Origin of the sequence: Flavobacterium sp. W22_SRS_FK3 (genome assembly GCF_052113665.1) — a bacterium.
In the GTDB taxonomy this organism is placed as follows: Bacteria; Bacteroidota; Bacteroidia; order Flavobacteriales; family Flavobacteriaceae; genus Flavobacterium.
This window is the reverse complement of sequence record NZ_JBGQOF010000001.1, coordinates 53,962-78,226: the sequence shown is the minus strand read 5'-3', so window position 1 is coordinate 78,226 and position 24,265 is coordinate 53,962. Positions and strand designations below refer to the sequence as shown.

The following is a 24,265-nucleotide window of genomic DNA, read 5'->3' as shown; positions in this document are numbered from 1 at the left end:
AATAAACAGTACTTTTGCAACCATAAACAAAGAATATCACCCTTGAAGAAGTTTTTTATCATATTACTTTCCTGTATGCTCTTAGTGCCCTCTTTTGACAATTTCTTTGTTTACGCTTCATTCAAACTAAATCAGGACGAAATTTCAAAAACCATTTGTGTACAGCGAAAAATGATTTTCAATTCGTGTAACGGGCGATGTGAACTCCAAAAAAGCCTGAAGAAATACGCAGACAACGAAAAGAAAATGGAAAACAATCTGAAAGAAAAAGCAGAACTTGTTTACATCCAAAATACACCTGTAGCTACTTTCAAATTAATTAAACCGCTCGAATCAAAAGCAAAACTTTATGTTTTTTTCGATGAAAAACCTATTTCGGTTTCAATTGCTACTTTCCGTCCTCCATCCTATTTTATATAATTTTAATTCGCATTTCAATTTTTATCTGAAATGATTTTTCATTGTATCCAAAACAATGAAACTGTGTTTACGCACAAAATAAATTTAAAATTACTATTCTATAAAATTCATAAAATGAAAAATACTTTATACATAGCACTTTTTGCTATAGCACTTTCCATTACTTTAGTTTCATGTTCAAGCGACGATAGTAGTCATGATGTTTCTGGACAAGGAAAACTGACACTAGAATTTGATAATGCTTACGGAACAAATGATCTTATCTTAAATGCACAAAATACTAAAACATCAAACAACGAAGTTTTAAAAATCAGTTTGATTAAATACATTGTCAGTAATGTGGTATTAACAAAATCTGACGGAACCACTTTTACATATCCAAAAAGCAAAAGTTATTTCATAGCTGATGAATCTTCTGAAGAAGGCCGGGAGTTTAAACTTACTGATATCCCTGCCGGCGATTATGTAAAAGTAAAATTCGGAATTGGAGTTGATGAAGAGCAATGGAAATTAGGTGCTGCCGGACAAGGCGATTTTCTGGCTCAGGCGGATGCTGCAGGAATGATGTGGTCTTGGGCTGCAGGATATAAATTCCTTGCTTTTGAAGGAACTTTTACTTCACCAACTGTAACTACTGATACGCCTTTTATGATTCACACTGGTAAAACCGGAACGGATTACAACTATACTGAAGTAACCTTAGATTTACCAACAAAAGCACTAGTTCGTACTACTATTACACCAGAAGTTCACCTGATTACAGACCTTTCTAAAATCATTGACGGAACGAACAAAATCAACCTGTCTGACAACAACATGGGCGGAATGGGAGCTATGATTATGGGTGGTGCAAATTTACCTTTGATAACTACAAACGTTTCAACCATGTTTAGAGTTGATCACGTACACAACGACTAATAATATTTTCAGGAGCACAAAAATTTCGGTTTTACAGAAACAAAGTCCCGCTGTCCGTTATATCTTTTGCCGCGAACCCCGCGACAAAAGGATACCACTTCCATCGGGGCTAAACGACAACATTTGTACTTCTAACAAACATAAAAAATCATGCTGAAAATAAAATATTTTCTACTGTTGATGCTTCCGTTGTTATGGAGTTGCTCTAATCAGGAAGATGAATATGTCAATGTCCCATTAGCATTTAAAGTTCCTTCTAACTTTCCGGATCTTGCTTATAATATAGCCTTGAATCCGCCAACAGAAAAAGGATTTGAACTGGGCAAAAAACTATTTTACGACGGACGTTTAGCGTCTGACGGAGTTGTTTCTTGTGGCTTTTGTCACATTCAAGCCAATGCCTTTACGCATCACGGGCATACGGTGAGTCACGGTGTAGACAATGCACAGGGAACCAGAAATACACCATCGATTCAGAATCTCGCTTATCAAAGTATCTTTATGTACGATGGTGCCGCAGATCATTTAGACTTACAGCCTATAATTCCGTTAACGAGTATTATAGAAATGAACGGTGATTTGAATGCTATTTTAAAAATGATGAAAACCGATAAAGAATATCAAAAACTTTTCGGAGAAGCTTTTGATGACGGTGCCATCACTACGGAAAACATGCTTAAAGCACTTTCGCAATTTATGGTGATGATCGTTTCATCAAATTCAAAATTTGATAAATACCGACGAAATGAAGCCGGCGGAACATTCACTACTGATGAATTGGCAGGTTATGATTTGTTTAAATCAAAATGTGCTTCTTGTCACGCTACCGATTTACAGACCGATAATTCCTTCAGAAATAATGGTTTGGCAGTAAATCCGCTTGTAAATGATGTTGGCCGTTATAAAGTGACAGAATTGGCGAGTGATAATTATAAATTCAAAGTGCCAAGTTTACGAAATGTAGAGGTTTCAGCACCCTATATGCATGACGGGAGAATTGGAACGTTAGAAAGTGTTTTGGATCATTATGAAAGTGGCGTTGTAGCATCTGCAACCTTAGATCCTATTTTGAACCAGAACGGAAAATTAGGCATTACACTTTCTGAAACGGATAAAAAACAAATCATTGCTTTCTTAAAAACACTAACGGACAATCAATATTTGACCGATAAACGTTTTTCAGAATATTAAAATTTATAATAAAAACTGGAGTCCTAGCCCCGATAGAGGCGGTATCCTTTTTTGAGGCGATTTTTCTTAGCCTTAAAAAAGATATAGCCAAAAGCGGGATTAGCTTCTAAAAGAAATAATTAAAATTAAAATGAAAAAATTAATAGTTATCTGCACGTTATTTATTTGTTTATCTGCCTTTAGTTTTACCGTAAAAGACAGTATTTCATCTTTTACTTTTCAACGTTTGTCCATGATGGAAGACTTTGATTGCGATGCTTGCGGTTGTTCTGCAAGTGGCGGGAGTATGGGGTTTAGCTCTATGCTCAACAACAATTTTGTAGGAGTGCGTTATTTTAAGCAAAGTTATACCAGCCGCGACGGAATTTTTGACAATTCACCCTGGATTGATGAAAATTTCAATACGATTCAGGCTTGGGCGCGAATTCCGGTTACCGAAAAAATCCAGATTTCTGCTTTGCTTCCGTATCATTTTCACGAACGTGAATTAACGGCGGGAACGGAAAGCATTTCGGGATTGGGAGATATTACCGTTATGGGATTGTACAAAATTTTTGAAACAAAAAAAGACAGCGCCGTTTTTACGCATAAAGTACATATTGGTGCCGGAATAAAAATACCAACAGGTAAATTTACCGAAGCGAATAATTTAGGAAGCGTGAACCAAAGTTTTCAGTTGGGAACCGGAAGCTGGGATTATTCAGTGGTTTCAGAATATGTAATTAACCGAAAAGATTTGGGTTTAAATACAACGCTGAATTATATTTTTAAAACGGAGAACAAAAAAGAATATCAATACGGAGATCAGTTTAATTATGCTGCAACGCTATTTTATTTATTCGATTTGAGATCAGTACAAATTGTTCCGCAAGCTGGTCTGGCTGGCGAAGTTTATCAAACCAATAAACAACACGGACTTGATTTACCGAATACTTCGGGTGATATTTTGTTTGGAAAATTTGGTTTTGAAGCCGGAAAGGACAAATTTTCGATTGGTGTAAATGCGATGCTTCCTATCAACCAAAACTTATCAAACGGAAAAATGGAAGCCAATTACAGATGGAGCGTCAATTTGAATTATACGCTATAATCAGTTAAATGATAAGATTATCAAAACAACGAAATAAGCTTTGAAAAAAATTATAATCCTATTTCTCTCCTGTATGCTATTAGTACCTTCTTTTGGCAGTTTCTTTGTTTACACCTCATTCAAATTAAATCAGGAAGAAATTTCAAAGACAATTTGTGTACAGAGAAAAATGATTTTTAATTCGTGTAACGGCCGATGTGAACTTCAAAAAAGTTTGAAAAAATATGCCGATAACGAAAAGAAAATGCAAAACAACCTGAAAGAAAAAGCAGCAGTTGTTTACATTCAAAATACACCTGTAGCTATTTTTAAATTAGTAACTCCTATCGAATCAACACTACAGCTTTTTGCTTCTTTTGATGCGAAACCTATTTCGGTTTCAAATAGTACTTTCCACCCTCCATCCTACTTTATATAAATTCTGGTACGCTTTTCAATTCAAAACTGAAAAGATTTTTCTTGTCATAACGTCAGGAAACAACATGTTACTTTAAAATTTATATAATTTAAATGAAAAATATATACTTTACCCTATTCATCATAGGGCAATGTGTTCTTGCACAAAATGAAATGAAACAGGACACAACAAAATCTCAGGAATTAGAAAATGTCTTTATAACTGCCAATCGTACTGCTACTTTACGTAAAGAAACGCCTGTTGCCATTAGCAAATTAACTGCGAAAACAATCAATGAAACAAAAGCTACAGCCGTTTACGAAATTATAAACAAAACACCCGGTGTATTGATGGTGAATTTAGGAAACGAGCAGCATATGATGTCGATTCGCCAACCTATGACTACCAATGCTTACTATTTATATCTGGAAGACGGTTTGCCGATTCGACCAATGGGAATCTTCAATCACAATGCCTTATTAGAAATCAATCAGTTTAATTTGCAGAGTATTGAAGTAGTAAAAGGTCCCGTTTCTTCCTTGTACGGACCGGAAGCAGTTGGCGGAACAATCAATTTAATTTCGCTAAAACCACCTGTTAATCCCGAATTCAAATTTGGAGTTCAGGCTGATAATTATGGTTACAGAAGAATTCAGGCTGCAGGCGGTGCAACGATTGGAAAAGTTGGTTTTCATATTGCCGGAATTTCGAGTTTACAGGAAAACGGCTGGATGACGTATTCTGATTACAACAAAGACAATCTAAACGCCAGAATCGATTACAGTATCTCTTCTTCTACCCGATTGATCAGTAATACGATGTATGGGAAATATTATTCAGATATGAGCGGAAGTGTAAACGAAGAAGCCTTTAACAATAGAACCTATAAAAGTACAACTGATTTTACCTATAGAAAATCGGATGCTTTACGAACAAGATTGACTTTAGAACACGATTGGGACAGCAATTCAAGCAGTTACATTACAGGATATCTGCGTGATAATAAATTAGGTCAAAATCCTTCATACGGAATCAGATGGAGTCCGACTTTAAATCCAACCAAAGCTACTGGTGAAGTAAATTCTAATAACTTCAAAAGTTATGGTGCCATTGGCCAGCACACTCAAAAATTCGGGTTTTTAAATACAAAATTGGTTGCCGGAGCCTTATATGATTATTCACCTGTCACCTATTGGTCATATGTAATTGATTTAAAAGCCAATCTAAATCCGGGTGAACCAGGCAAACAAACCGTAGATTCTTATGAAATCGTAGCTGAACGACCTGACTCCAAATTAGCCGATTATAGTGCAGACATTTTTAATGCTGCCGGATATGCACAATTGAGTTTCAATCCAATCGAAAAATTAATCATCACTCTTGGTGGGCGTTACGACAACATGAAAGTGGATTACGAAAATGCTTTAGACAAATCTACCGGAAACAAAGTCTATGACAAAATGACTTTTAAGGCAGGTGCTAACTATAACCCTGTTGAATTTGCTGGTTTTTATGGCAATTATTCCCAAGGTTTTGCACCTCCTGGAATTACTTCAATTTTTAGAACAAAACCCGGAACCGGCGGAACAGCTGGTGTTCCTGCAGATTTTTATTATAATCTCGAACCTGCCACTTTTAACAATTACGAAGTGGGTGGCTGGCTTTCTTTCCTTCAAAATAAATTAAATTTTGATTACGCTTTCTACTATATGGAAGGAAAAAACGAACTTCTAAACATTAAACTTGCTGATAATTCAACAGATTATCGCTCGGCAGGAGAGACGCGTCATAAAGGAATTGAATTTGGAGCTTCCTATAAACCGTCACAACAATTCAGCTTTCGTCTGGGCGGAACTTACGCGCAGCATACCTATATCGATTTTAAACTTTCGGACAAACCATCAGATCCGGTTCAGAATTTAAACGGAAAAGAAATGCCGGCTGCCCCAAGATGGTCCGGAAATTCAGAGGTGAGTTATTACCCAAACTGGCTGCCTAATTTAAGGACTTCGATCGAATGGCAGCTTGTAGGCAGTTACTATCAGGATCAGATTAATACCGTAAAATATGGCGGTTACAATTTGTTCAATGCCAGAATTGGGTACCATTGGAAAAGCATTGAAGTTTATGGAAATGTCATGAACCTAACCGATAAATTATATGCTTACAATGTTTCGAGAGCCAATACCACAAATGCGCAACCTACCTATACAGCAGCAGCTCCAAGAACTTTTGTATTCGGAATACAATATAATTTATCATTAAAAAAATAAGTATTAGAAGCTAATCCCGCTCTACGCTATATCTTTTGTGGCGAACCCCGCCACAAAAGGATATCGCTTCGATCGGGGCTAAAAAACGGAACAATGAGCAAAGAAATAACAGCCAAAAAATCTAAAAAGAAAGATTCTAAAATCGTAAAGAAAATCAAGCAGCACATGTACAAATGGCATCGTGCTATTGGTTTAATCACCATTATTCCGGTAATCTTTTGGACATTATCAGGATTAATGCATCCGTTTATGGCGCATTTTTTTAAGCCAGAAATTGCCCATGAAAAACTGGAACAGCAAACTATTAATAAAAAGCAATTGCATTTTTCGATTCAGGAAGTTTTACAGAAAAATGAGCTAACGCATTTCAAAAATTTCAGAATCGTTACCTTCAACAATAAAACCTATTATCAGCTTAAAACAATAATTGGCGAGTTATGGTATTTTGATACGTCAACAGCTGAGAAACTTGACAACGGAGATCAAAAATATGCCGAATGGCTGTCCAGATATTTTTTGGATGATCAAAAAAGTGCCGTAACAAAAAGCGAAGTTGTTACCGAATTCACTTCGCAATATAAATATGTAAACCGTTATTTGCCGGTTTATAAACTGAGTTTTGACCGTCCTGACACAATGGAAGTTTATGTAGAAACCTCATCCGGTAAACTCGCAACTTATAATCCAACTTCAAGACAATGGTTTATTTGGTTTTTCGATACTTTCCATAATTGGTCTTTTATCGATGCTATTTCAAACAATAGTATCCGAATCATTACTATGATTTTCCTGTTATCCACTATTGGATTTTCTGCCCTGAGCGGCATCTTAATTTATGGTTTACTATGGAAACAATTCCAAAAAACAGATAGTTTAGCTCCTAAAAAAGGACTTCGAAAATACCACCGTCAAATTGGAATCTGGGTTTCGTTTTTCACTTTGACATTTGCTTTTAGCGGTGGGTATCATGCCACTATAAAATGGTCACCTTACACTTTATCGCAAATGGTTTATGAACCTACTTTTGAAACCAAAGAAATTCCTTTGACCAATACTACTTTGAATTTAAACTGGAGTCGTTTTCAAAACATCAGTCTTATTACTTTAAATGACACTATTTATTTCCGTTGTCAATTGCTTAAAAAAGAAAAGTTCAAAACTTCGAAAGTAGATTCTACTTCAAAATGGAATAAAAAAGACGATAAAAAATCAGAAGTGGTTTACATCAATGCAACAACAAATAAAGTTGTTCCAAACATCGATCTTCAGTATGCCGAATTCCTGGCATATTATTTTACAGACGGAGCACCCAAAGCTGCCTGCTGCGAAATGGTCGAAACTTCTGAAGAACCGGAACCTTCCTTAGAAAATGCAAAACTGTTAGAATCAAAAGTCATAACCGATTTTGAAAGCAGGGAATATGGCTTCGTAAATAAAAGATTGCCTGTTGTAAAATTAGCTTATGACACGCCAGAAAAAACTACTTATTTCATAGAAACTGCGACTTCCAGATTGGCAGCTAAAATAAAAAGCTCCGATATGGCTGAAGGTTATTCGTTTGCTATTCTCCACAAATTTTTATTTATGGATTGGGCAGGAAAAAATATTCGGGACCTGACAATGGTTTTGGCCGCATTGACCATTTTGATTGTTAGTATTCTTGGGTTTATTTTGTTTTTGAAAAAATAATAATATTGTCAAATCGAGTGGAGTCAGGATTCTTTTAAACTTACAAGAGTTTCACCTCCACTCTATTTGATAATCTTATTGTTTAATATTCTCTTCATAGTAACGAGCTTCAATCCTTTTAATATCTTTAATCGAATTTCTGGCCCAAGACAAACGTTTTTCTAAAATTTCTTGCTCAGATAACTGCCAATTGATGTCCGAATTCCTTAATCTGTTGGTTAAGTTCTGAATGATTATGGCTGCTGAAACCGAAATATTCAAACTTTCGGTAAAACCAACCATCGGAATCTTCAGAAAACCATCTGCTTTTTCCAAGATTTCTTCTGACAAACCGTCTCTTTCTGTTCCAAAAAATAAGGCACTTGGTTTAGAAATATCAAAATCTTCCAGCAAACAATCATTTTCATGAGGTGTCGTCGCAATAATTTGATAGCCTTTATTTTTTAAAGTCGAAATACAATTGGCAACCGAATCAAATTGATTGATGTCCACCCATTTTTGAGCGCCCATTGCGATTTCTTTATCTATCTTTTTTCCGTAACGCTGTTCGATTACATTCAGCTCCTGAATTCCAAAAACCTCACAGCTTCTCATCACGGCACTCGTGTTATGCATCTGAAAAACATCTTCAACGGCAATTGTAAAATGTTTGGTACGATTTCCCAGAACATTCAGAAATCTTTCTTTGCGGTTGTCTGTTAATATATTTTCGAGAAAAGCGAGGTAATCTAAATCAATCATTTTGGTTTTGTTTGGCGCAAAAATAATAAAAAAATCAGGTAAGAAGATTATGCTTTTTGAAGTTTTAGAAATCAACTTAAAACCATAAATCAGTGAAAGTTTTCATAAAATAAAGGCAAAAAACCTTTTATCGATTCGTTACTCGTAAAAAATGCAATTTCAGTTAGTTTCTTACGTGTATAATCAGCAAAAGTTTTTATTATCATTATATTTTTCTTTTCATCATAATAACCTACAAGGTTCTCCCAATTTTTTATTTTAGTTGGCTCAAAATTTCCAATAAATTCGTTTTTCAATTCTTCAAATTGGACATCAAAATATCCTTCACTTTTAACAAAATGAGCATCTAATAATAACGAATCTTTTTTTGAAAATGAAAAAAATGCAGTTTCTGAATCACTGATTAATTTCTTTTGAAAAAAAGTTTTATCTGTAATTGTTTCTCCAAATTTATTCTGAACTTTATAATAATTGACTTTCAACTGGCCAAAAGAAAAATTACAAACTATTAACAAAAAGCATATTGTCTTCATTTCTTATTTTATTTGACTATTTTTCATATTGATTACATTTTTAATCACTTCGTATAACACAAAAGTATTCCAATCCTCTTTATAGGAATAACCCCGATTAAAATCTAAAGAATTTTCCAACGAATAAATGGAAATGTATGTAGCATATTTTCTAATTCCAACATCATTCCAGATGACTAATTTCTCCTCTTGCTTTAAAAGTTTAGAAATTGAAATAACTACACCTTCAGAATTAACATTCACATCTCCAATATCAAAAGATTTTCCTTCTTCAAAATCTTTAAGAAACACAAGAACTTTTTGTTTAAAATATAAATTCCAAAGAGTGTTAATTATTTTAGCGTAGAGTTCATGATATTCATTCTTTTTTATTCCGAAATAACTTTTAAAATTAATTTTCAATATTTGATTATCGAAATTTCTAATATAAAGTTGAAATTCGCGTCCGAATACAATATCATATTGATATAAGGTTACGCCATAACGAAACTCTTTTATTTCACTTGTTTTAAAAGATGTAAAACCATTGTTAATTAAATCTTTATCATCAAATTTAATAAAATCAGGATGAAGATGTAAATCTCTCTCATAATTATCTAAAAAGCTTCTTTTAATTTTTACTTGTAATTCTTCTATCAATTTAAGGTGATTTAATATCGGCTAAAATAAGTATTTACTTCAAATTTTTATTAATATGTATGGACAGGTTTAATAAATAATTTTACCCAAAATAAATCTCAACGAACTCTTATGAAACTAAAAACTGGTATGGTTCAATTAGTAATACTATTAAAATCGGTTATTTTTACTAATTACTAACTACCTCATAAAACAACCTTAATGAACAAGCATTTTTATAAAAGCTTTTTTTGTGCTTTATGCCTGACTCTTTTTGCCTGTGCAACAAAATCTGTAAAAGAAATTCCTGTTGGGCCTGGCTGGAGCAATAATTCTATTAATACGGTTAAGTTTAGGAAAAATGCTTTAACTACTTTCAAAAACTTTCAGTTTACAGCCTATTATGATGCCGATGGGTCAGTAGTTTTGGGCAAAAGAAAATTAAAAACCAACAATTGGGAAATAGTAAAAACACCTTACACCGGAAATGTAAAGGATGCCCATAACAGTATTAGCATTGCAGTAGATGGTGACGGATATTTACACATAAGCTGGGACCATCACGACACCAAACTTAGATATGCAAAAAGCAAATTACCGTTAAGTTTAGATTTAGGAAATGAAGAATCAATGACCGGGATTGCCGAACAAAAACTAACCTATCCTGAATTTTATAATCTCCCTAACGGAAATTTATTGTTTTTCTATCGTTCAGGTTCTTCCGGAAGAGGAAATATGATTATTAATTCCTATTCTTTAAAAGACAGGAAATGGTCGCAACTCCAAAGTAATTTATTAAATGGTGAAGACAAAAGAAGCGCCTACTGGCAAGCCAAAGTTGACAAAAAAGGCGTAATTCATCTTTCATGGGTATGGAGAGAAAGCTGGGATGTATCAACCAACCACGATTTATGTTATGCTCGTTCTAAAGATGGCGGTGTCAGTTGGGAAAAATCTAACGGCGAAAAATACAGCCTGCCTATAACAGCAGCTTCGGCAGAATATGCCTGGAAGATACCGCAAAAATCGAGTTTAATCAATCAAACCTCGATGGCAACAGATGACAACGGCAATCCCTACATTGCCAGTTATTGGAGCGAAAATGAAATTCCACAATTTCAGATTGTCTATTTAGAAAATGGAATATGGAAAAAGACAAACTCTAATTTTCGACTTACCCCTTTTTATTTAGGAGGCGGGGGCACAAAAAAGATTCCAATTTCAAGACCTGATTTATTGATTAAGGCAGAAGGAAACAATCGCTATTTATATCTTCTTTTCAGAGATAAGGAAAAAGAAAATAAAGTATCACTGGCTTATACGAATTTAAGTAAAAACGCTCCCTGGAAAGTACTGAATCTGACCAAAGAATCAATAGGAGAATGGGAGCCGAATTATGATATTTCACTTTGGGAGAAGCAAAAAAAGCTTCATGTTTTTCTTCAAAATGTGAATCAGGTTGATGGTGAAGGTTTGGCTAAATCTGATCCTTCAATGGTACGAATATTAGAAGTAAATCAATTACCAAAATAACAAATAACCTGAAAATTAACCGATATGACTTAGCAAACTTAAACAAATTGACATAAATTCGTCTTGTAGTTTAATTTGCGAAAAATAATTCCAATACTAGAAAATGAAAAAGAAATTAGTGGTTTTAACCGGAGCCGGAATCAGTGCCGAAAGCGGTATCAAAACCTTTCGTGACAGCGATGGTTTGTGGGAAGGCCATGATGTTATGGAAGTTGCTACACCTGAAGGATGGCGTAAAAATCAGGAATTAGTACTTGACTTTTACAACAAAAGACGCAAGCAGCTTAAAGAAGTAGAACCCAATTTAGGACACATCATTTTAGCCGAATTAGAAAAAGATTTCGATATTCATATTATTACCCAGAATGTCGATGATTTACACGAACGCGCCGGTAGTACAAAAGTCCTGCATTTACATGGTGAATTATTAAAAGTAAGAAGTACACTAAACAGAAATCATATTTTAGACTGGCCTGAAGATTTGTTTACAGGAGATTTTGATGAAAACGGGCATCAATTACGCCCCCATATTGTTTGGTTTGGTGAAGATGTTCCGGCTCTTGAGGAAGCGATTGCAATTACGGAAACAGCAGATTATTTTGCCGTAATTGGCTCCTCATTACAAGTCTATCCTGCAGCCGGTTTAATATCCTATACGTATAGCATTACTCCGGTTTTTTATATTGATCCAAAGCCAATTTCAATTCCGAATATTCGAAATAAGGTTGAAGTCATCGCCAAACCCGCTTCTGAAGGAGTTGCTATTTTAAGAGAAAAACTATTCGAAATAGCAAAAATATGATATTCCAAAACTGATCACAAGTATTGTCTTCTGATACTTTTTTCATTATTCTAAAAATGTATTTCCTAATTTGTTTTTTACTTTACGATTTGGAACAAAATTTTAAAAATCGTTATTTAATTTCAAAGTTCAGGGATAATAACGCTTCAGTAATTTTCAGAAGTTTTAACAATACCTTATATTTGCACCTTTCGAAAAAACAACACAACAATGACTACTCTAAACGAATTGAATGCTATATCGCCAATTGACGGAAGATATAGAAGTAAAACCCAAAATTTAGCACCTTTTTTCTCTGAAGAGGCTTTGATAAAATATCGTGTATTAGTTGAGGTAGAATACTTTATTGCTTTATGCGAAATCCCATTACCACAGCTAAAAGACGTAAATTCAAATTTATTTGACAGTTTACGCAATATCTATAAAAATTTCTCTACCGAAGATGCACTATGGATCAAAGAAACAGAAAAAGTGACCAACCATGACGTAAAAGCGGTTGAATATTTCATTAAAGATGCTTTTGAAAAACTAGGTTTATCTCAGTATAAAGAATTCATTCACTTCGGATTAACATCTCAGGATATTAACAATACTGCGATTCCACTTTCTACAAAAGAAGCTTTTGAAAAGGTTTACATGCCTTCTTTAATTTCTTTGATTGCGAAATTAAAAGAATTAAGCACTGAATGGAAGGACATTCCAATGCTGGCACGCACACACGGGCAGCCCGCCTCTCCTACTCGTTTGGGTAAGGAAATATTGGTTTTTGTTGAGCGTCTGGAAGAGCAAATGCGTTTGTTGTTTAACATTCCGTTTGCTGCAAAGTTCGGTGGTGCAACCGGAAATTACAATGCACATCATGTAGCGTATCCACAAACAGACTGGGAAAAATTTGGCGGTAATTTTGTAGAAAATATTCTTGGTTTACACCATTCTTTCCCGACTACTCAAATAGAACATTACGATCATTTTGCTGCTTTTTTTGATGCTTTAAAAAGAATAAACAATATCATCATCGATTTAGACCGCGATATCTGGACATACGTTTCGATGGATTATTTTAAACAAAAAATCAAAGCCGGAGAAATTGGATCATCGGCAATGCCACATAAAGTTAACCCTATTGATTTTGAAAACTCTGAAGGAAATTTAGGAATTGCAAATGCTATTTTTGAGCACCTATCGGCTAAATTACCAATATCAAGATTACAGCGTGATTTAACAGACAGTACGGTTTTACGTAATATTGGAGTTCCGATGGGACATACTATTATTGCTTTTGAAGCTTCACTGAAAGGTTTAAACAAACTACTTTTAAACGAAGCCAAATTTGCGGAAGATTTAGAGAAAAACTGGGCAGTGGTGGCTGAAGCTATTCAGACGATTTTACGTCGTGAAGCATATCCAAATCCGTATGAGGCTTTGAAAGGTTTAACCAGAACTAATGAGGCTATTGATAAAAATGCAATTCACAGTTTTATTGCGACTTTAGAAGTTTCTGATGCCGTTAGAGCAGAATTATTGGCAATAACTCCTGCAAATTTCGTTGGAATCTAAAGAAAACGCAAAATATTTTACCAAAAAAAAGCTATCTTTATCGATAGCTTTTTTTATTGAATCCTATTGGAATTAGCCCGGATTGAAATGGAAAGCCTTTTGTAAAAAAAACTATATTTTTTTGCAGGGACAGAGCGACCAGAGGAAGCTCCTGAAACTGTTTTAAAAATATGTTTTTTTTTATAAAAGCTTGAAATGGAAAGCCGGAATAGCTCCTCAACAAAAAATATTTATGATTGCCTTAAACGCCGTTACCGAAACCACACACCATTTAAAACCTTTAATCAGTGATTTAGGGTTAATACTTATGACTGCCGGAATTGCCGTATTACTTTTTAAAAGAATGAAACAGCCCTTGGTTTTAGGGTATTTAATTGCCGGTTTTTTAGCAGGAAATCATTTTGATTTCTTTCCTTCAGTTTCAGACTTAAAAAGCGTTGAAGTATGGGCCGAAATTGGTGTAATTATTCTGCTTTTTAGCTTAGGGCTCGAATTTAGTTTTAAGAAATTAATGAAAGTTGGAGGAACTGCTTCTATAACAGCAATTACACAAATCATTTTTATGGTTGCTGTTGGTTATCTCGCCGGACAATGGATGGGCTGGTCTAAAATGGATAGTATCTTTTTAGGCGTTATTTTGTCTATTTCTTCTACGACTATCATTTTAAGAACCTTTGAAGAACTGGGTGTCAAAGCGCAAAAATTTGCCGGAATCGTTATTGGTTCTCTTATTGTTCAGGATATTGTCGCCATTTTGATGATGGTCTTGCTTTCTACTATAGCTGTGAGCCAGCAATTTTCGGGAAGTGAATTGCTAATGTCAGTATTAAAATTGATTTTCTTTTTGACTGTCTGGTTTGTTGGCGGAATCTTTTTTATCCCAACACTTCTTAAAAAAGCCAAGCATTTATTAACAGATGAAATGTTGCTTATTATTTCGCTTGCTCTATGTCTGACTATGGTAAGTTTTGCGGCAAATGTTGGCTTTTCTCCCGCTTTGGGAGCTTTTATTATGGGATCTATTATTGCTGAAACTACTCAGGCTGAACATATAGAACATTTAATAAAACCTGTAAAAGATTTATTTGGCGCTATATTCTTTGTATCTGTAGGGATGTTAATTGATCCTGAAATGCTTTATACACATGCTCTTCCTGTTGCTATTTTAACATTGGTCACTATTATTGGGCAATCTGTAAGTTCGACTATTGGAGCGCTGATATCCGGGCAGCCTTTAAAACAATCCGTTCAGACCGGTATGAGTTTGTCACAAATTGGTGAGTTTTCGTTCATCATTGCTACATTGGGAATGACGCTGAATGTCACAAGTTCATTTTTATATCCGGTAGTAGTTGCTGTTTCTGCCGTAACAACATTTACGACGCCGTTTATGGTAAAATATGCAGTTCCTTTTTCTGATTTTCTGGAAAGCAAATTACCGAGGAAATGGGTTAAAAACATCAACCGTTACAGTGTAAACGCACAAGCAATCAAATCGGTTAGTATTTGGCAAAAAGTTGTTAATGCCTATATTATACAAATTGTTTTACATACTATTATTATTGCTGCTGTAATTTTATTATCGGCGAGATTTGTAGCTCCTTTGGTTGCTGATACCAGATTTGGAAACACATTAGCAGCATTAATAACTTTAATCACAATAGCACCTTTTTTATGGGCGCTTTCTCTTAGACGTGTTGCTGATGAAGAAGTAGAACTGTTATGGGCAGAACGCAAATACAGAGGTGCCCTTTTAATGCTGATTTTGATCAGGATGAGCATTGGATTATTTTTTGTTGGTTTTTTATTGAATATTTTCTTTTCTCCTATAGTTGCTTTTGTGGCCTTGATTATCGCTATTGCAGCTTATCAAATATTTCCTAAAAGGCTAAACGAACAATATCATAAAATTGAAAATCATTTTTTAAAGAATTTAAACGATCGTGAAAATAAAAAAATAGACAGGCGTTATGCCAATTTAATGCCCTGGGATGGTCACATGTCTTTTTTCGATATTGGAAGAGAATCAAATTTAGCTGGGAAAACATTAGAAGAATTACGTATCCGTGAACAAATGGGAATTAATATTGCGTACATAAAACGAGGCGATGTTACCATTCCGATTCCTACTAAAAACGAAAGACTTTTCCCTGGTGATGAAATCTGCATAATTGGCACAGATGCCCAGGTTACTGAATTTACGAAATACCTGAATCAGAATGAAACTGATGATGCCAAAATTGTAGAAGAATCTCAAATTGTTTTGCGTCAATTAGAAGTTTTTGATGAACAGTTTATGCAAAAAAGCATTGGACAATTTAGAACCAAAACCAACGGGATGGTTGTGGGAATTGAAAGAAACGGTAATCGTATTTTAAACCCCGAATCGAATATAATATTAGAAAAAAATGATATTATATGGGTTGTAGGCGATAAAAAACGAATGAGTCAGTTAATGAAAAAAGGCTGATAAAAGTACTAAGGTCCTGATTTTCTAAACTATTAGTTTAACCTCTTATAAATTTTAGAAACTCAGAACCTTTATTTTAATCTTATTTGTTAGGCTGTGGTGTCATACGCAGATATGGTTTTATTGGCGTATGTCCTTTAGGGAATTTTGCAGGAATATCGCTATCCGGAACAGTCGGCGAAATTACTACATCTCCTCCATCTTTCCAGTTGGCAGGAGTAGCTACACTATAATTTGCTGTTAATTGCAAACTATCAATAACGCGAAGCAATTCGTCAAAATTTCTTCCTGTGGAAGCAGGATAGGTTAGTGTTAGTTTAATTTTTTTATCGGCACCAATAATAAAAACAGAGCGTACAGTAAATTTATCACTTGCATTTGGATGCAGCATATCGTATAAAGTTGCAATCTTTTTATCTTCGTCTGCGATAATTGGAAAATTGACAGTTGTATTTTGAGTTTCATTAATATCTTTAATCCACTCCAAATGCGAATCCAAACCATCTACACTTAAAGCAATAACTTTTGTGTTTCGTTTAGTAAATTCAGGAAGATAATTTGCTACTGTTCCCAATTCGGTTGTACAAACTGGTGTAAAATCTGAAGGATGCGAGAATAAAACACCCCATGAATCACCTAACCATTCATGAAAATGAATTGGACCTTGGGTGGTTTCTGCATAAAAATCCGGAGCTATATCGCCTAATCGTAATGTTGACATAATTGTATTTTTTAGTTTCATTAAAATTAACTAAAAAAAGGCTTGAGAAAACATTACAAAATCTAAAAAAAAGTTAATTTCTACTTTCTCTATATAATTACTTAATTGCCTAAATAAAGTTTAGAATAAGATACCAAAAGCTGAGGGTAATAAACGAAATTGGAATTCCAAAACCAATCATCATACTGCTTAGTTTTGGTTTTAGACCATAGGTCGAAGCTAAAATTGCACCTGTAATCATGGGTGCCATAGCAGTCTCCATTATTGTAATTTTTATAGGTTCTGAATGCTGTTTAAAAATAAAGACATATAAAACTAAAATTACAAATGGAACCAGAATAAGCTTAAAAAAAAGTCCGAGCCGTAAAAATTTCCAATGCTGGCTTTTTTTATCAAACTTCAATTGTAATCCAACAGAAAACAAGGCAAGTGGCGTTACGAAACTTCCGATTTTTAACAAAACAGATTGAATCTCCAAATCTAATTCATAATTATAAACATTCAGTAAGCAAGCTATAACAAACATTATAAACGGTGGAAATACAATTATTTTTTTAATAATACTAAAGGTATTTGGGCTTCCCTGAGAATAAAAAGCAGCAACAAAAACACCCAAAGTTGAAACCACCACAAAAGTACCCGGCTGATCAACCAAAACTGCCGTTTCTAAACCTTTTTTTCCAAATAAAGCTTCAATTATGGGATAACCCAAAAATGAGGAATTACTTAATCCGGCAGTTAAAATCAAGCATCCAATCAGTTTATTAGACCAGCCTAATTTTTTTCCTAAAAAATGAAAAAAAAGAAACGCCAGAATAAAAGTAATCCATCCAGCACCTATGGGGAATAACAATTCGTTGCTCCATTTTATTTTCGGAATATGATATAAAGTAATTGCCGGAAGACATAAATAAATGACAATTTTGTTTAAAAACTTATAAGCATTAGACGGAAATCCTTTTACTCTTTGCAAAAGCAATCCTAAAAATAAAAAAAAGAATATTAAAATAAAGTTGTTCATATCAATCCCTGAACACAAAAGTAGGGATTTATTAGCTGTTCAGGCAAACAAATTATAGCACTCCTTTAAGTTTTTTGTTACTTTTAATGTATAACTCTAAAAGTAATGCAACAAATAAGAGACAACTTTGAGCGAATGGCAAAAATTTCTGATGAAGACTGGAACACCTTTTCCTCAAAGCTCATCCGTCAGGAATTTTTAAAGAAAAATGCGATACTCAAAACCGGTGATGTTGAAAATTATCTTTCTTTTGTAGAAAAAGGAGTCGTTAGATTTTATGTCCCTTCAGAAAACAAAGACCTCACATTTACTTTTGGATTTGATGGCGAATTTGTAAGTGGTTATGATTCATTTATTACCAGATTCCCCGCAAACTATACTATTGAAGCTCTTGCAGACACAGTACTTTGGCGCATCTCTTACAATGATCTCGAAGAAATTTATGCGGTGACCGAAATTGGTAATAGAATTGGGAGGTTAGCTAGCGAGGGATTATTTCTAAAAAAATCAAAGAGAGAACTGTCACTACTGAACGAGTCAGCAGAACAACGATATCGTAATTTATTCACAGAACAGCCTCAATTAATTCAAAAAATACCTCAAAAATACCTTGCATCTTATATAGGGATTACTCCACAAGCTTTAAGCCGAATACGAAAGCGCATTTATTAACTTAGGTTCATTGTTTTAGGTTTCATTAATATGCAACTTTGTATAATAAATTAAAAAACATATGGAAACCTTAATTGTTCTCTTTGGTGCATTTACCCTTACATTACTTATTATTTGGCTTCTAACCAAACGTCTTGAGCTTAGATTTTCAGGCAGAGTTGCTATGGCAATCATGCTGGTATTTACAGCTGTAGGTCATTTTGTTTTTACCAAAGGAATGATAATGATGATTCCTTTTTTACTGTGCCCAAATATGATTGTTATTTTTACAGGCGTTATAGAGTTAATCGCAGCAATTGGGCTACTGCTCCCCAATACTAAAGTCCTAACCGGAAAATTGCTTATTTTATTTTTTATCTTATTGTTTCCTGCTAATGTTTATGCCGCAATCCACAACATTAACTTGCGAACTGCTGACTATACTGGCGAAGGCGTATCCTATTTATGGATTAGAATACCTATGCAGCTTCTTTTTATTGGCTGGGTATATTTTTCGACTACAAAGCAATCAAAAATCAAAATAGTCAACCAGTAAAATGCAAATCATTAAAATCAATGATATGCATTTTATTTTAATTTCATTTTTATAGCTTTTACTGTCCTAAATTAATTTTTAGTTAAAATTAATTTTTGTGCTAAAAAATGATTTATATTTGTAATATAATTTATTACAGTATGCTTTCAGGTAAATTTGCTATAACGATTCACATTCTTACTTTGCTGACTAAATTCCCGAATGATTATTTATCATCTGAGTTTATTGCGGGAAGTATTAATTTGAATCCGGTTTTGGTAAGAAAGGAAATTGCCAATTTAAAAGCACATCATATTGTAGAAAGTAAAGAAGGCAAAAACGGCGGAACAAGACTGGTCAAAAATGCGGCAAATATTACCTTAAAAGAAATATTTCAGATGACTTTTGATACAATTAATTTGGGATATGCAAAAAATGAGCCACATCCGGATTGTCCAGTCGGAAAAAAAATAAATCAAAATTTGGGTGTTTTATATGATGATCTCAACGAAAAAATAAGCATACAATTAGATACGATTACATTAGAAGATTTTTCAAATCAGTTTTGAAACTATTTTTTTATCCAAAACTGTAACATTTTTTATTACTAAATAAATTTATATATTATGAAAATCGCAATTATTGGAGCAACAGGTTTTGTTGGCTCAGCAATTTTAAACGAATTGACAGACAGAAAACATGACATTACAGCAATCGCAAGAACTCCAAAAGATACCGCAAATGCAACCTGGATTGCTGCAGATGTTTATGATGCTGATACTTTGGCAGAAACTTTAAAAGGCCATGATGTTGTAGTCAATGCTTTTAATCCGGGATGGACAAATCCAAACATATATGATGATTCTATCAGGGGTTCAAAAGCGATTCAGCAAGCAGTAAAACAATCTGGTATAAAACGTTTCATTACAATTGGCGGAGCCGGAAGTTTATTTGTTGCACCTGGTTTGCAAGCTATTGACACACCTGATTTTCCAAAGGATATTTATGATGGTGCAAATGCAGCAAGAGACTATCTCAATATCATTAAAGAAGAGAAAGAACTGGATTGGGCGTTTTTTAGTCCGGCTTTTGAAATGCATGCCGGAACCAAAACAGGAAGAACAGGAAAATACCGTTTAGGTTTGGAAAATCCTGTTTTTAATGACGAACAAAGAAGCATTTTATCTGTTGAAGATTTAGCAGTTGTTATTGCCGACGAAATAGAAACTCCGAAGCATCATCAGATTAGATTTACTGCAGGTTATTAAACAAACAAAAATTTCACTAATTTAAAGGTGAGATAATAATTGATGTTTTCACAAAAAACAGTTTCAAAGGCAATTTTCTACTTTTGAAACTGTTTTTGTTTTCAGTACTTTTACAGTACCAAAAAAAGTATTTTGTCAAGTCCAAATAAACAATCAGGCAGTTTACATGAAAAACCTGAAATTTCAACTCCTGAAATTATCAATGCTGCTGCCATCAGTCAAATTCAGAAAAGCAGAAAAAAGCAACCTTCATCAGATGAATTAATTGCCGGAATTCTTGATGGAAACAGAACTGCTTTAAGTCGTGCTATTACTTTAATTGAAAGCACTAAGCCGGAGCATACCAAAAAAGCAAACGAAGTTATTAAAGCATGTTTACCATTGGCAAATAAATCAATTCGTATTGGGATTACCGGCGTTCCCGGTGTTGGCAAAAGTACTTTTATTGAAGCTTTTGGCACTTTCCTGACACAATTAGGCAAAAAAGTGGCGGTTTTGGCAGTGGATCCCAGCAGTTCTCTTTCGCACGGAAGTATTTTAGGAGATAAGACCCGTATGGAAGAATTGGTAAAAGACGAAAATGCTTTTATCAGACCAAGTGCTTCTGGAGATTCTTTGGGCGGTGTAGCCAGAAAAACACGCGAATCAATTATTCTATGTGAAGCTACTGGTTTTGATACGATTATTATTGAAACCGTTGGTGTGGGTCAAAGTGAAACAGCCGTTCACAGTATGGTTGACTTTTTCTTATTACTGCAAATTTCCGGTGCAGGCGATGAACTTCAGGGAATTAAACGTGGTATTATGGAAATGGCAGATGCTATTGTGGTCAACAAAGCAGATGGCGATAATATCAAAAAATCTAATTTGGTTAAAATGGAATTCAATAGAGCTTTGCATTTATTTCCTTCCAAAAAATCAACCTGGCAGCCAAAAGTCACAACTTGTAGTGCTATAACCAAAGAAGGTATTTCAGAAATATGGAATACGATTTCTGAGTATTTTCAATTAACCAATGATACTGGATATTTTGAAAAAAAAAGAAAGGAACAGAATCAATTTTGGATAATGGAAACCATTAATGAACAACTCAAGCTTAACTTTTATAACAATCCAGAGATCATTTCGCAATTGGAAGAAAGTAAAAAAGCGGTGCAAAATAATGAAATATCACCTTTTGCAGCCGCTCAGTTATTATTAGAAAAATATTTTAAAAAATAACTTTTCTAATAAAAAAGAATTTAACGAATATTGCTTACTGAATTTTTAGCAGTATCGTGTTTTGTTTTCAGACGTCTTTTATCTATTGAGACTACTACTCTAACCTGCTTTTCTAATGTAGTTTTCAACTCTGATTCAGAATTGGATTTAACTGTTTTTTCTTTTGCACTTTTACTGTCCTGAGCTTTTACATTTGTTAAGCTGCACAATACTACTGCTACAGTAAAAACTGCTTTTTTAAGATTTTTCATATCGATGTAGTTTTTATGATTTATAGTACATCAATTAAACTGCTTTTTTGTTACCTTCTTTTTGATTTTTAATTAAAACAAAAAGCTGCTAAGAATTGAATAACATCTTAGCAGCTTTTTATTTTGAATATAATCTGAAATTATTTTTTCAAATCCCTCAACTTGTATTTTTTCTCTTTGTATAAATTTCCAGCAGTAATAACATGCGCTAAAGCGTCTTTTGCTAATTCCTCATTTAAGGTAACAGGAACTAAAGTCGTATCATTTTTGATTTCAAATTGAAGCGGTTTCAAATTTGGCTGCATAATCACAACCTGATTTTCGACTCTGAACGCATTGATATCATTAAATTGCATGATGGATCTTCCCTGAGTTTTCGCATCTAATTGATTAAGATTTCTTCCCACCATTGGTGTTTCAAAAGAAAGTCCCAAATAACTCAATAATGTTGGCGGAATATCAATTTGGCTCGCTAGTTTTTCATACGAAACTCCTTTAGGGACTCCAGGCCCCAATATTAAAGCCGGAATATGGAACTTGTTTATGGGTACTAAATTCTTTCCGTATGTTCTCGTGTTATGATCAGCAATTACAATGAAAATAGTGTTTTTAAAATAAGCTTCTTTTTTAGCCATTTCAAAGAATTTTCCAATCGAAAAATCAGCATATTTCATGGCATTATTTACTGTAGCCGCTTTTTTATCAAACTGTTTAATTCTTCCGACAGGATACTCAAAAGGTTCATGATTCGAAGTCGAAAACATCAAAGAGAAAAATGGTTTATCTCCTTTTGCCTTAAAATAATTATTTGCCTTTGTAACCAAATCTTCATCAGAATATCCCCAGGTTCCTTTGAAAACATATTTGTTTCCATCAGCATCAAAATCTTGCTGATCTACAATATCCTGAAAACCGTTTCCGTTGAAAAACGAAGCCATATTGTCAAAATTGGCCATTCCACCGTAGATAAAACTGGTGTCATATCCTTTTTGTTTTAAAGCATCGGCAAGCGTAAAAAATCCTTGCTGCGAATTTCCAAGTTTGACAACACTTTCAGACGGCGAAGGCAAAAATCCGGTTACAACTGCTTCAATTCCGCGAACGCTTCGTGTTCCTGTGCAATACAAATTCGTGAACAATAAACCTTCTTTCGACAATTTATCAAACTCCGGAGTTAATGGTTTTCCTCCCAGAATCCCAACATATTCGGCTCCTAAACTTTCCTGAAGAAAAATTACCAAATTGTATGGCTTCTTCGTAACAGAATCAGGCTGCTGTACATGCAGAAACGGAATATCAGCATCGGTAAAATCATTCGGACCTGCAATCATGTATTTTTTTACACGGGCAATGGCTTCGGCTTCCTCCATCTTGCCGTACATCTTGGTGTTTCCTTCGTTTTTAATAGAATAAGCTGCAAAGGCAACGGTATAAAATGAATTCAATCCAAGACAGTTTGTCAATTGATCGGTTGAAAAAACAGCATTACTGGCATTAATGGGCCGTTTTGAAGTAAGACTTGAACGTGCTCCAAAAAACAATAAAAAAGCCATTAATGGAAAAACCATTAACTTGAATTTGTATCCAGTGGCAGCTGTATAAAAGAGTTTTTTTCCTTTTTTGAAAGCAAAATAGATTACCACACCCAAAATTAGGAAGGTAACAATAATTGAAGTCAGATAACTTTTTAAAAGCATTCCCACAACTTCTTTTGGATAAATAAGATAATCAAGGAAAATCCTGTTCGGACGTGTGTCATATTGTTTTACAAAATCCGGTGAAGCCAATTCTACAAAAAGAATCAGAAACAAGAATAAAAAACTATAAATTACCAGAAATGAATTGGTAAACTTCAACCATTTATTTGGTAGAAAAGTAATTAAAACAGCCGGTAGAAAAGACAAATAACATAATAATATCAAATCCATTCGAAGACCAATTGGAAAAATATACCAGAAATCCGGTGTTTCGACCACTCTGTCTTTAAAAATAAAAAAAAGAAAGATTCTGCTTAAAGTAGTAATTAGCAATCCGATTGCTATGAAATTAAAAATGGGTTTTAAAAAACTTAATTTTTTCATTTAAAAATTTAATTACGGTATTATTTTTAATTACTCTTCGTAACGGCCAATTTCCCTGTCGTAGAACTCATTTGCTTTTACAATCAATCCCTCCATTTCAGCATTCAGTTCGGCTTCATCAAGATCTTCAGCTTCTTCCATAAATTCAACCTCATCATCTTTCAAATTAATAATAAATCTAGGGTAATCAAGGTGAATGATAAAAATATCATCTGGAAAATCAGTATTATCTCCGAGTAAAAATTTAGGTAATTCCATGTTTTAATTTATTTTAAATTTTATAA

At 34.0% G+C, this 24,265-nt stretch carries 24 protein-coding genes; 16 read left to right on the top strand and 8 right to left on the bottom strand.

Features of this window, described 5'->3' with window-relative positions; all coding sequences use genetic code 11:
• Positions 1–42 precede the first annotated feature (42 nt).
• The 7 genes from ACEN2I_RS00400 (at position 43) to ACEN2I_RS00370 (ending at position 7,978) form a co-directional block, all read left to right on the top strand.
• Positions 43–420 carry a hypothetical protein gene (locus ACEN2I_RS00400; RefSeq protein ID WP_441764142.1) on the top strand — a complete coding sequence of 126 codons (378 nt, stop codon included), beginning with the start codon at positions 43–45 and terminating at the stop codon, positions 418–420.
• Between the two features lie 114 nt (positions 421–534).
• Positions 535–1,338, top strand: coding sequence for an MbnP family protein (locus ACEN2I_RS00395; RefSeq protein ID WP_441764141.1), 804 nt, complete (start codon positions 535–537; stop codon positions 1,336–1,338).
• 150 nt (positions 1,339–1,488) lie between these two features.
• Positions 1,489–2,529 (top strand): cytochrome-c peroxidase, encoded by a 1,041-nt coding sequence (locus ACEN2I_RS00390; protein ID WP_441764140.1) that lies wholly within the window; start codon positions 1,489–1,491, stop codon positions 2,527–2,529.
• Positions 2,530–2,659: 130 nt separating this feature from the next.
• Positions 2,660–3,619, top strand: coding sequence for a transporter (locus ACEN2I_RS00385; protein ID WP_441764139.1), 960 nt, complete (start codon positions 2,660–2,662; stop codon positions 3,617–3,619).
• Between the two features lie 73 nt (positions 3,620–3,692).
• Positions 3,693–4,037, top strand: coding sequence for a hypothetical protein (locus tag ACEN2I_RS00380; RefSeq protein ID WP_441764138.1), 345 nt, complete (start codon positions 3,693–3,695; stop codon positions 4,035–4,037).
• A gap of 92 nt (positions 4,038–4,129) precedes the next feature.
• On the top strand, positions 4,130–6,289 hold the full coding sequence (locus tag ACEN2I_RS00375; protein ID WP_441764137.1) for a TonB-dependent receptor: 2,160 nt from the start codon (positions 4,130–4,132) through the stop codon (positions 6,287–6,289).
• Positions 6,290–6,382: 93 nt separating this feature from the next.
• Positions 6,383–7,978: a PepSY domain-containing protein gene (locus tag ACEN2I_RS00370; RefSeq protein ID WP_441764136.1), complete on the top strand. Its 1,596-nt coding sequence runs from the start codon at positions 6,383–6,385 to the stop codon at positions 7,976–7,978.
• A 75-nt stretch (positions 7,979–8,053) separates the two neighbouring features.
• Here ACEN2I_RS00370 and ACEN2I_RS00365 read toward each other — a convergent pair whose 3' ends face one another.
• The 3 genes from ACEN2I_RS00365 to ACEN2I_RS00355 all read right to left on the bottom strand — a co-directional run bounded on the left by ACEN2I_RS00365 (position 8,054) and on the right by ACEN2I_RS00355 (position 9,891).
• A complete protein-coding gene (locus ACEN2I_RS00365; RefSeq protein ID WP_441764135.1) occupies positions 8,054–8,719 on the bottom strand; it encodes a TrmH family RNA methyltransferase in 666 nt (221 codons plus the stop codon).
• Positions 8,720–8,808: 89 nt separating this feature from the next.
• Complete coding sequence (locus ACEN2I_RS00360; protein WP_441764134.1) at positions 8,809–9,252, bottom strand: hypothetical protein; 444 nt, start codon at positions 9,250–9,252, stop codon at positions 8,809–8,811.
• Between the two features lie 3 nt (positions 9,253–9,255).
• Positions 9,256–9,891 carry a hypothetical protein gene (locus ACEN2I_RS00355; protein WP_441764133.1) on the bottom strand — a complete coding sequence of 212 codons (636 nt, stop codon included), beginning with the start codon at positions 9,889–9,891 and terminating at the stop codon, positions 9,256–9,258.
• A 201-nt stretch (positions 9,892–10,092) separates the two neighbouring features.
• Between ACEN2I_RS00355 and ACEN2I_RS00350 the strand changes: the two genes are divergently transcribed.
• The 4 genes from ACEN2I_RS00350 to ACEN2I_RS00335 all read left to right on the top strand — a co-directional run bounded on the left by ACEN2I_RS00350 (position 10,093) and on the right by ACEN2I_RS00335 (position 16,232).
• Positions 10,093–11,403: a BNR repeat-containing protein gene (locus ACEN2I_RS00350; protein WP_441764132.1), complete on the top strand. Its 1,311-nt coding sequence runs from the start codon at positions 10,093–10,095 to the stop codon at positions 11,401–11,403.
• Between the two features lie 103 nt (positions 11,404–11,506).
• Entirely contained in the window at positions 11,507–12,205 is a 699-nt protein-coding gene (locus ACEN2I_RS00345) for an SIR2 family NAD-dependent protein deacylase (protein ID WP_441764131.1), read from the top strand.
• A gap of 210 nt (positions 12,206–12,415) precedes the next feature.
• Positions 12,416–13,762: an adenylosuccinate lyase gene (purB, locus tag ACEN2I_RS00340; RefSeq protein WP_441764130.1), complete on the top strand. Its 1,347-nt coding sequence runs from the start codon at positions 12,416–12,418 to the stop codon at positions 13,760–13,762.
• 232 nt (positions 13,763–13,994) lie between these two features.
• Positions 13,995–16,232 (top strand): cation:proton antiporter domain-containing protein, encoded by a 2,238-nt coding sequence (locus ACEN2I_RS00335; RefSeq protein ID WP_441764430.1) that lies wholly within the window; start codon positions 13,995–13,997, stop codon positions 16,230–16,232.
• Between the two features lie 82 nt (positions 16,233–16,314).
• Here ACEN2I_RS00335 and ACEN2I_RS00330 read toward each other — a convergent pair whose 3' ends face one another.
• Positions 16,315–16,953, bottom strand: coding sequence for a peroxiredoxin (locus tag ACEN2I_RS00330; RefSeq protein ID WP_441764129.1), 639 nt, complete (start codon positions 16,951–16,953; stop codon positions 16,315–16,317).
• Between the two features lie 109 nt (positions 16,954–17,062).
• Positions 17,063–17,974 carry an AEC family transporter gene (locus ACEN2I_RS00325; RefSeq protein ID WP_441764128.1) on the bottom strand — a complete coding sequence of 304 codons (912 nt, stop codon included), beginning with the start codon at positions 17,972–17,974 and terminating at the stop codon, positions 17,063–17,065.
• A 105-nt stretch (positions 17,975–18,079) separates the two neighbouring features.
• On the opposite strand from ACEN2I_RS00325, the gene ACEN2I_RS00320 reads away from it, so the two are divergent.
• The 5 genes from ACEN2I_RS00320 (at position 18,080) to meaB (ending at position 21,649) form a co-directional block, all read left to right on the top strand.
• Positions 18,080–18,646 carry a Crp/Fnr family transcriptional regulator gene (locus ACEN2I_RS00320; RefSeq protein ID WP_441764127.1) on the top strand — a complete coding sequence of 189 codons (567 nt, stop codon included), beginning with the start codon at positions 18,080–18,082 and terminating at the stop codon, positions 18,644–18,646.
• A 61-nt stretch (positions 18,647–18,707) separates the two neighbouring features.
• The gene (locus ACEN2I_RS00315; protein ID WP_441764126.1) at positions 18,708–19,181 is read left to right on the top strand and encodes a DoxX family protein; all 474 of its coding nucleotides are present in this window, start codon (positions 18,708–18,710) and stop codon (positions 19,179–19,181) included.
• Positions 19,182–19,288: 107 nt separating this feature from the next.
• Positions 19,289–19,729, top strand: coding sequence for an RrF2 family transcriptional regulator (locus tag ACEN2I_RS00310; RefSeq protein ID WP_441764125.1), 441 nt, complete (start codon positions 19,289–19,291; stop codon positions 19,727–19,729).
• A gap of 57 nt (positions 19,730–19,786) precedes the next feature.
• On the top strand, positions 19,787–20,428 hold the full coding sequence (locus ACEN2I_RS00305; protein WP_441764124.1) for an NAD(P)-dependent oxidoreductase: 642 nt from the start codon (positions 19,787–19,789) through the stop codon (positions 20,426–20,428).
• Between the two features lie 132 nt (positions 20,429–20,560).
• On the top strand, positions 20,561–21,649 hold the full coding sequence (gene meaB / locus ACEN2I_RS00300; protein WP_441764123.1) for a methylmalonyl Co-A mutase-associated GTPase MeaB: 1,089 nt from the start codon (positions 20,561–20,563) through the stop codon (positions 21,647–21,649).
• Positions 21,650–21,669: 20 nt separating this feature from the next.
• On the opposite strand, the gene ACEN2I_RS00295 is transcribed toward meaB, so the two are convergent.
• From ACEN2I_RS00295 to ACEN2I_RS00285, 3 genes are all read right to left on the bottom strand, one after another.
• Positions 21,670–21,900, bottom strand: coding sequence for a hypothetical protein (locus tag ACEN2I_RS00295; protein WP_441764122.1), 231 nt, complete (start codon positions 21,898–21,900; stop codon positions 21,670–21,672).
• Between the two features lie 140 nt (positions 21,901–22,040).
• Entirely contained in the window at positions 22,041–23,981 is a 1,941-nt protein-coding gene (locus tag ACEN2I_RS00290) for an LTA synthase family protein (protein ID WP_441764121.1), read from the bottom strand.
• A gap of 30 nt (positions 23,982–24,011) precedes the next feature.
• Complete coding sequence (locus ACEN2I_RS00285; protein ID WP_160376333.1) at positions 24,012–24,239, bottom strand: hypothetical protein; 228 nt, start codon at positions 24,237–24,239, stop codon at positions 24,012–24,014.
• Positions 24,240–24,265: the final 26 nt, after the last annotated feature.

Bases quoted from the DNA above. Each gene is read 5' to 3' on its own strand.
- ACEN2I_RS00395 (WP_441764141.1), top strand. From the start codon at position 535: ATGAAAAATACTTTATACATAGCACTTTTTGCTATAGCACTTTCCATT.
- ACEN2I_RS00390 (WP_441764140.1), top strand. From the start codon at position 1,489: ATGCTGAAAATAAAATATTTTCTACTGTTGATGCTTCCGTTGTTATGG.
- ACEN2I_RS00385 (WP_441764139.1), top strand. From the start codon at position 2,660: ATGAAAAAATTAATAGTTATCTGCACGTTATTTATTTGTTTATCTGCC.
- ACEN2I_RS00380 (WP_441764138.1), top strand. From the start codon at position 3,693: ATGCTATTAGTACCTTCTTTTGGCAGTTTCTTTGTTTACACCTCATTC.
- ACEN2I_RS00375 (WP_441764137.1), top strand. From the start codon at position 4,130: ATGAAAAATATATACTTTACCCTATTCATCATAGGGCAATGTGTTCTT.
- ACEN2I_RS00370 (WP_441764136.1), top strand. From the start codon at position 6,383: ATGAGCAAAGAAATAACAGCCAAAAAATCTAAAAAGAAAGATTCTAAA.
- ACEN2I_RS00365 (WP_441764135.1), bottom strand. From the start codon at position 8,719: ATGATTGATTTAGATTACCTCGCTTTTCTCGAAAATATATTAACAGAC.
- ACEN2I_RS00360 (WP_441764134.1), bottom strand. From the start codon at position 9,252: ATGAAGACAATATGCTTTTTGTTAATAGTTTGTAATTTTTCTTTTGGC.
- ACEN2I_RS00350 (WP_441764132.1), top strand. From the start codon at position 10,093: ATGAACAAGCATTTTTATAAAAGCTTTTTTTGTGCTTTATGCCTGACT.
- ACEN2I_RS00345 (WP_441764131.1), top strand. From the start codon at position 11,507: ATGAAAAAGAAATTAGTGGTTTTAACCGGAGCCGGAATCAGTGCCGAA.
- purB (WP_441764130.1), top strand. From the start codon at position 12,416: ATGACTACTCTAAACGAATTGAATGCTATATCGCCAATTGACGGAAGA.
- ACEN2I_RS00335 (WP_441764430.1), top strand. From the start codon at position 13,995: ATGATTGCCTTAAACGCCGTTACCGAAACCACACACCATTTAAAACCT.
- ACEN2I_RS00330 (WP_441764129.1), bottom strand. From the start codon at position 16,953: ATGTCAACATTACGATTAGGCGATATAGCTCCGGATTTTTATGCAGAA.
- ACEN2I_RS00325 (WP_441764128.1), bottom strand. From the start codon at position 17,974: ATGAACAACTTTATTTTAATATTCTTTTTTTTATTTTTAGGATTGCTT.
- ACEN2I_RS00320 (WP_441764127.1), top strand. From the start codon at position 18,080: ATGCAACAAATAAGAGACAACTTTGAGCGAATGGCAAAAATTTCTGAT.
- ACEN2I_RS00315 (WP_441764126.1), top strand. From the start codon at position 18,708: ATGGAAACCTTAATTGTTCTCTTTGGTGCATTTACCCTTACATTACTT.
- ACEN2I_RS00310 (WP_441764125.1), top strand. From the start codon at position 19,289: ATGATTTATATTTGTAATATAATTTATTACAGTATGCTTTCAGGTAAA.
- ACEN2I_RS00305 (WP_441764124.1), top strand. From the start codon at position 19,787: ATGAAAATCGCAATTATTGGAGCAACAGGTTTTGTTGGCTCAGCAATT.
- ACEN2I_RS00295 (WP_441764122.1), bottom strand. From the start codon at position 21,900: ATGAAAAATCTTAAAAAAGCAGTTTTTACTGTAGCAGTAGTATTGTGC.
- ACEN2I_RS00290 (WP_441764121.1), bottom strand. From the start codon at position 23,981: ATGAAAAAATTAAGTTTTTTAAAACCCATTTTTAATTTCATAGCAATC.
- ACEN2I_RS00285 (WP_160376333.1), bottom strand. From the start codon at position 24,239: ATGGAATTACCTAAATTTTTACTCGGAGATAATACTGATTTTCCAGAT.